This window comes from Methanolobus psychrotolerans (assembly GCF_002243045.1).
Taxonomy (GTDB): Archaea; Halobacteriota; Methanosarcinia; order Methanosarcinales; family Methanosarcinaceae; genus Methanolobus; species Methanolobus psychrotolerans.
This window is the reverse complement of record NZ_MBKP01000080.1, coordinates 1-7323: the sequence shown is the minus strand read 5'-3', so window position 1 is coordinate 7323 and position 7323 is coordinate 1. Positions and strand designations below refer to the sequence as shown.

The following is a 7323-nucleotide window of genomic DNA, read 5'->3' as shown; positions in this document are numbered from 1 at the left end:
TTATGATGACGCTGGAATCTATGATGTCATGTTCACTGTTTCCGATGGTAATGCTACTGATTCAGAAACCATTACAATCACTGTCATTAACGCAAATCAGGCTCCTGTACTTGAGACGATCGGTGACAGAACTATAAATGAAACCGATATCCTTACAATCATCCTGAATGCAACCGACCTTGATGGCAATGATCTTTCATACTCCAGAAACGCCAGCTTCGGAACTCTTGCAGGCAACGTTTTCAGCTGGGACACTGGTTATGATGACGCTGGAATCTATGATGTCATGTTCACTGTTTCCGATGGTAATGCTACTGATTCAGAAACCATTACTGTTACAGTTAATAATGTGAATCGTAAACCTGTGCTTACAGATATTACAAGCCAGACCGTAAACGAAGGCAGTACTCTGGAATTTACTCTCTCAGCATTTGATCTTGATGATAATGATCTTGATTACCAGATGAGTGGTCTGCCATCTGGAGCAACTTTGAATGCTACTACCGGAGTGTTCTCATGGACTCCTGATTATGACAAGGAGGGTGAATATACCGTTCAGTTTGTTGTCTCCGATGGAGAAGATACTGATTTCCAGTATGTTGCAATCACAGTTCACAATACTAATAGGGCACCTGAATTTCCCTCATTTGGAATTGTTAATGCATCGGAGGGTAGCGAGCTTGTTCTGGATATTTCTGCTGTTGACTTTGACAATAATTCCCTGATATATTCTACAACTGCAACACTTGGTACACTGGATAGTATTGCTGGTGAGTTTGTATGGACCCCGGATTTTGATGAGGATGGGACTTATTATGTTGAGTTCACAGTATCTGACGGCTACATGACAGATACGGAAGTTGTCACAATCGTCGTTGCAAACACTAACAGGGCACCATCTATGAATCCAATCTCACCTTATTATATCCGTAATGTGGGTGACATAATTTCTTTCAACCTTGTAGCCACAGATCCCGATGGGAACTCAATAACTTACAATGTCAGTGGACTGCCGGCAAGTGCAGATTCCAGTTTGGATAAGACAACTGGTTCATTCACATGGACTCCAATTGATGGTGATGAAGGTATATATTCTGTAGAGTTTACTGCCTTTGATGGTGAGCTGTCTGCCTCTGTGGAAACAGTATTTGCAATTGATGTATTGAATACTCCACCAAGCCTGGAATATATTGGTCCAAAAGAGGTAAATGAAGGACAGGATCTATTGTTCGTATTGAATGGTTCTTCAGATGATGATGATGAAATAACTTACTATGCATCAGGGTTGCCAACCGGTTCTACCTTTGATAATATCAGTGGTACTTTCAATTGGACACCGTCCTATGATCAAAGTGGAAATTATCGTGTAACATTTGGTGTAACTGATGGTACGTTCTCAATACCAGAAACTGTGACGATCACAGTTTTTAATGTAAACAGAGCTCCTTCATTCGACATGGATACATCTTATATTGTTAATGAAAATGAAGCCCTGAACATTCTACTCAATGCAACCGACCTTGATGATGGGGATACCCTCACATTCCAATCTAATGTTTCATATGGTTCAATAAGTGGCAATGTATTCACCTGGACTCCTGGGTATACTGCAAACCAAACATCAAACGGAACCTATTACATAAACTTCACAGTCACAGATAACGGCGGATTTAGTGACAATATAATTGTGACTGTTATAGTTAATGATGTAAACGCTCCTCCGGTATTGTCTGTTATAGGAAGCAAGAGCGTCAAGGAAACAAATGAGCTTGTGATCAATCTCACCGCAACAGACATTGATGGCGATAGTCTGATATATTCACTCCTTAATAAGCCGGCGAACGCAACCATGGGCAGTTCGACCGGTGTGTTCAGCTGGACCCCTGTTAAAGGTGAAGCGGGAACATATTCAGTGATATTCGGTGTCAGCGATGGTCAATACAATGATACAGAAACAGTCTTGATCACTGTCATTTCATCCTCTGCAACTTCCAGTCCAAGTTCCAGTTCAGGTTCCAGCGGTGGTGGTGGTGGTTCTGGTTCTACCGGTGAAAAGTATGAGAACATCCTCCTCAAGGACTATGTCATAAAGTCAGTTGTAAAAGATACTGATACCGTATTCACATTCTATGGGGGCAACAACAGTATCGTTTCACTGGGCTTTACCTCAAAGCTTAATGGAGGACAGGTCAAGTCAGTGGTTGAAATGCTGAAGGGTACTTCCTCACAAGTACGTTCCGATGCACCAGGAATTGTTTACAAGAATATGAATATCTATATAGATTCAAATCTTGCATCGGATGTTATAGGCAATGCAAAAATCAATTTCAAGGTGGAAAGGAGCTGGGTTTATGACAACGAAATTGATATATCCACAATTACTCTATGCAGGTATTCAAGTGGCTGGGTCCAATTGCCAACTAGTGTTAAGGGAGAGGATGAATATTATTTCTATTTCACTTCAACAACTCCCGGATTCTCTTCATTTGCCATATCCAGTGTAATCCCTTCAGCAGTAGAACAGATAGACGAAGGTTCAGTCTCTGGTCTGGAGAATACAGATCCGGTAATGTCAATGGATGATCCATTACCTGGGGAACCTATAACCCAGACAACCCAGGAAAGCAAGACTGGGTTCCCATTCATGCTTATCATAGGACTTATTGGCCTGATGGTTATCGGAATCTTTGGTTACCGAAACAAGGATTACTATAAAAAGGTGCGTATGCAGTTGGGTAATCCTGATGGAAAGCGTTACAGGCGCATTAAATAAAAGTTGAACGAAGCGATTACAGCAGATTATAAAAGTCTTTGAGTGATCTGCTGTATATATTTTTAAGGCAATTGTTCTATATTCCAACATTATATTATAATTATATATGTATATTCCATTAAGCTTATCTTTTCACAAACTGAAAGTAAAGCAACTATGGAGGGGATTTTATCTTTAGTTTCATAAGGCAGATACTTGCCTGCTTAATTGCAAATGTAAAAACACATAAAAATTCAGGAGTATCTTCAAGTTTAGTATGCTTATTGTTTATCTCTCTTTTACTGGTAAGTTCGCAAATAACGGTTGTTTCTGCAGCAAGTAGTACTCCTGTTCTTGAAGTTATAGGTGACAGATCTGTTAATGAGAACAGTTTACTTACCTTTACTTTATCTGCACATGACTCTGATGGTGATTCACTAGTCTTCTCCGCATCAGGTTTGCCCACTGGTTCAAACCTTGATAACTCCACGGGATTGTTTCAATGGGCGCCGACCTATAATCAATCAGGCAGTTATCTTACTCAGTTTGTTGTATCTGATGGTAGCTACATAGACTCAGAATATATCACGATAGTTGTTAACAACGTTAATCGTTTACCTGTATTTTCTTCCATTGCTGATACCACTGTATATGAAAATGAACTGCTTTCTCTGGTACTTGAAGCATCAGACCCGGATGATGATCTCCTTGTTTTTTCAAAGAATGTAGAATTTGGAGTTCTTCAGGACAATGTCTTTACATGGGTGCCTGATTACGATGCTCAAGGTGATCATATTATAACATTCACCGTAAATGACGGATCTTCCTCAGTAACACAAACCGTCAGGATAACTGTTTTAAATGTCAATCGGAATCCGGTATTATTCTCAATAAGTGACACTTCTGTTCTTCAGAAGGAACCTGTTACTATACAATTGAATGGTTTTGATGAGGATGGTGACATTCTGACTTATTCATGCATAAGCAGCTTGCCCAATGGAGCTTCTTTTGATACTACTACTGGTTTATTCCAATGGACAAATACTGATACTTCAGGTATTTATTTCATTGTATTTGGTGTAAATGATAGTTTTACTTTAAAGACAAAGACTGCAATGATTGTGGTTGGAGATTCAAATTCCCCCCCTGTAATAAATTCCGTGGGACCTAAATCTGTAGATGAAAATTCAGAACTGTCGTTTGAAATATCGGCTTACGATACTAACATTGGTGATAAGTTGAGTTTTTCTTGTGATCTTACAGGGGCTAGTTTAAAAGTTAACGGTTCTTCAGCTCAATTTACATGGACTCCTTCATATGAACAGGCAGGTAAATACAAAGTGGAATTCAAAGTTTCAGATGGAAGTAGTTATGACTATGCGGATTATGAAGTAATAGACATTGTAGTTAATGATGTAAATCGCGCTCCTGCAATTTATCCTGTAAGTGATTCTTCACTTAATGAAAAAAGTGTTCTTTATATTAATATGAGTGCAAATGATCCTGATGGTGATACTCTTACATTCTTAACAAACAGCAGCTTTGGAACCGTAAGGGGTAATACGTTTATTTGCAGCCCGGGTTATTCTGATGCCGGAGTGCACGATGTATTGTTTACCGTATCTGACGGTAGTTTGAGTAATAGTACAACCGCAACAATAACTGTTATTGATGTCAACATGCCTCCAAAGATCAATTCAATAAGCCCATTGGAAGTGATCGAAAACAAAACCCTGGAATTTCGACTATCAGTTTCTGATGACGATACTGCTGAAGTTCTGACATATGCTGCTCTTGATCTTCCTTCAGGTGCTATTTTTAATAGCTCATCAGCTCTTTTCAAGTGGACTCCTTCAAGTACCCAGCTAGGCACGCATTCTGTGAGTTTTCATGTTAATGATGGTGAACTCTTTGATTATGAAACGATTTCGATTACAGTTACTAAGCCTTCTTCATCAGACAGTTCTTCAAGTTCCAGTTCCGGCGGTGGTGGTGGTGGTTCTCAGAGTACCGGTGAAAAGTATGAGAACATCGAAGTAAAAGATTACTCCATCAAATCTGTTATGAAGGATATGAGAACAACATTCGTGTTCGATGACCCTGCTAACAACATTGTGTCCATTGATTTTGTTTCCAGACTTAATGGTGGCCAGACCAAAGCGGTAGTAGAATTATTAAGAGGAACTTCAACACTCGTAAAAATTGCTCCTGTTGGGGATGTATACAAGAATCTTAACATATGGGTTGGAGATTCAAAGTTTCCATCTGACATGATATATAATGTCGTTATCGATTTCAAGGTCGAAAAATCATGGATTTATTTAGACGGCAGGGATTCTGAATTGGTACAATTATATCGGTATTCAGATGGCATGTGGAATCCTCTGGAAACGTCAATCATGGATGAAGATGAGGATTATTTCTATTATGAAGCAAAGTCTCCAGGCTTTTCACCGTTTGCTATCATTATACCGGATACCTCTGAAATTGCAATAATGGAAAATGAATTCTATAATGAAACTAAAATGTCAATTGGTGATGAATTGCTTCCTTTGGAGGGTACGGATGTTTCTCAGAGTAATAAAAAGTCTCTTTTCCTCCTCTTACTTATTGGATTAATTGTTGCAGTTGCTGTAGTGGGAACTAATTACAAGTCCAGGTATGAAAAAATCTACATGCAAATAGGAAATCCGGATGGTAAAAGGTACAGGCGTATTAAGAAATAAATATTGAAAGTTCATTTCCACATTTCTTTTTTGTCTTCTTATGGTGAAATATCCTTTTTTACTTAAGTATTATTATCATATTTATGTAATTAAAAAAACTTATAATCTATTAGATATTACTTTTATTCATAGTGGTGGTAGTGCTTCCTTTCATAAGGTTAGTGCGCTTTATGTTCAGGTCTAACTAAAGGTAGCTATGCTTCCTATATGAATGCTTTATGGGGGTAAGGCATGTTCTTGATGGAAACTGAAAAATGTAAAAAGATGCGCTTTCTTTTAACATGTATTGTTTTGTTAATGCTAGTATCGTCTGTGATCGCCAGTGCACATTCCAATGAGTCAGTAACTATGGGGAGTATAGTAGTTAATCCAGATACATCATTTTCATTACCCATATTTATTGGAAATGTGAGTAATTTGCAATCATTGTCTCTTGACATTGCATTTGAGGGTCATTCTATTTTCATTGACGATATAGTTGCAAATACTGAATTACCTGGTTCTAAGATGACGTACTATATTGATAATTCCACAGGTTTTGCTAATATGACCTTAGGTTCTGTAAATATCACAACAGAAGAACCAATTCCGGTTGCAGATGTTTTCTTCAGGGCAATCACAAGTGGTTACTATAATATTATGCTGCGGGACGTTTCTCTTGGGAATGATGCTATATCGTATCCTGCACAATTCGTATTTAATGGTTCAGTAAGGGTCAATCATCCACCACATATTAATAGTATTTCTGATAAAACAGTGAATATAGGATATGAGTTGTCTTTCTCTGTATATGCAAATGACGCGGATGACTATGTTCTTTTTTATGATGTTGAGGACTTGCCTGAAGGATATGATATTAATTATACAACAGGACTCTTTAAATGGACCCCAACAACTTTTGATGGTGGGACACACAATGCGAATTTTTCAGTATCAGATGGTTTTGCAGTGAACTTTACACATGTTAATATTATCGTGAATGAAACAATTGCAGACCTTCATCCTGAATTCCATCCAATTGGCAATAAGTCTGTAAATGAAAATGAGTTCCTTTCCTTCACAATAAAAGCCAATGGTCCAAATGGTGTTACAGTTGTATATTCTGCATTGTATTTGCCTGGCAATTCTTCTCTTGATGCCAGCACTGGCGAGTTCACATGGACTCCTGATTATAATGATTCTGGCGTTCATGTTGTCGATTTCATTGCATCTTCTAATGGCCTTACCGATTCTGAGACCATTACAATTACTGTTAACAATGTTGACCGAGCACCAATACTTGATCCCATAGGTAACAAGGAAGTTGATGAGACTGAGCTTCTTAGCTTCACCATCTCAGCAACAGATCCTGACATTGATGACGTAACCTACTCTGCCAACGATCTTCCTGTCGGAGCTAGCCTTGATGCAACAACTGGCGAGTTCACATGGACTCCTGATTATAATGATTCTGGCGTTCATGTTGTCGATTTCATTGCATCTTCTAATGGCCTTACCGATTCTGAGACCATTACAATTACTGTTAACAATGTTGACCGAGCACCAATACTTGATCCCATAGGTAACAAGGAAGTTGATGAGACTGAACTTCTTAGCTTCACCATCTCAGCAACTGATTCTGACATTGATGACGTAACCTACTCTGCCAACGATCTTCCTGTCGGAGCTAGCCTTGATGCCAGCACTGGCGAGTTCACATGGACTCCTGATTATAATGATTCTGGCGTTCATGTTGTCGATTTCATTGCATCTTCTAATGGCCTTACCGATTCTGAGACCATTACAATTACTGTTAACAATGTTGACCGAGCACCAATACTTGATCCCGTAGGTAACAAGGAAGTT

3 protein-coding genes are annotated in these 7323 nt (G+C 38.8%); all 3 read left to right on the top strand.

Annotation, left to right across the window (positions count from 1 at the left end):
• A partial coding sequence (locus tag BB781_RS14940; protein WP_129582746.1) for an Ig-like domain-containing protein occupies positions 1-2773 on the top strand: 2773 nt, incomplete at its 5' end.
• Between the two features lie 263 nt (positions 2774-3036).
• The gene (locus tag BB781_RS14930; protein WP_164997930.1) at positions 3037-5478 is read left to right on the top strand and encodes a PGF-pre-PGF domain-containing protein; all 2442 of its coding nucleotides are present in this window, start codon (positions 3037-3039) and stop codon (positions 5476-5478) included.
• Between the two features lie 231 nt (positions 5479-5709).
• Positions 5710-7323: putative Ig domain-containing protein (locus BB781_RS14925; protein ID WP_129582743.1), on the top strand; the 1614-nt coding region annotated here is incomplete at its 3' end.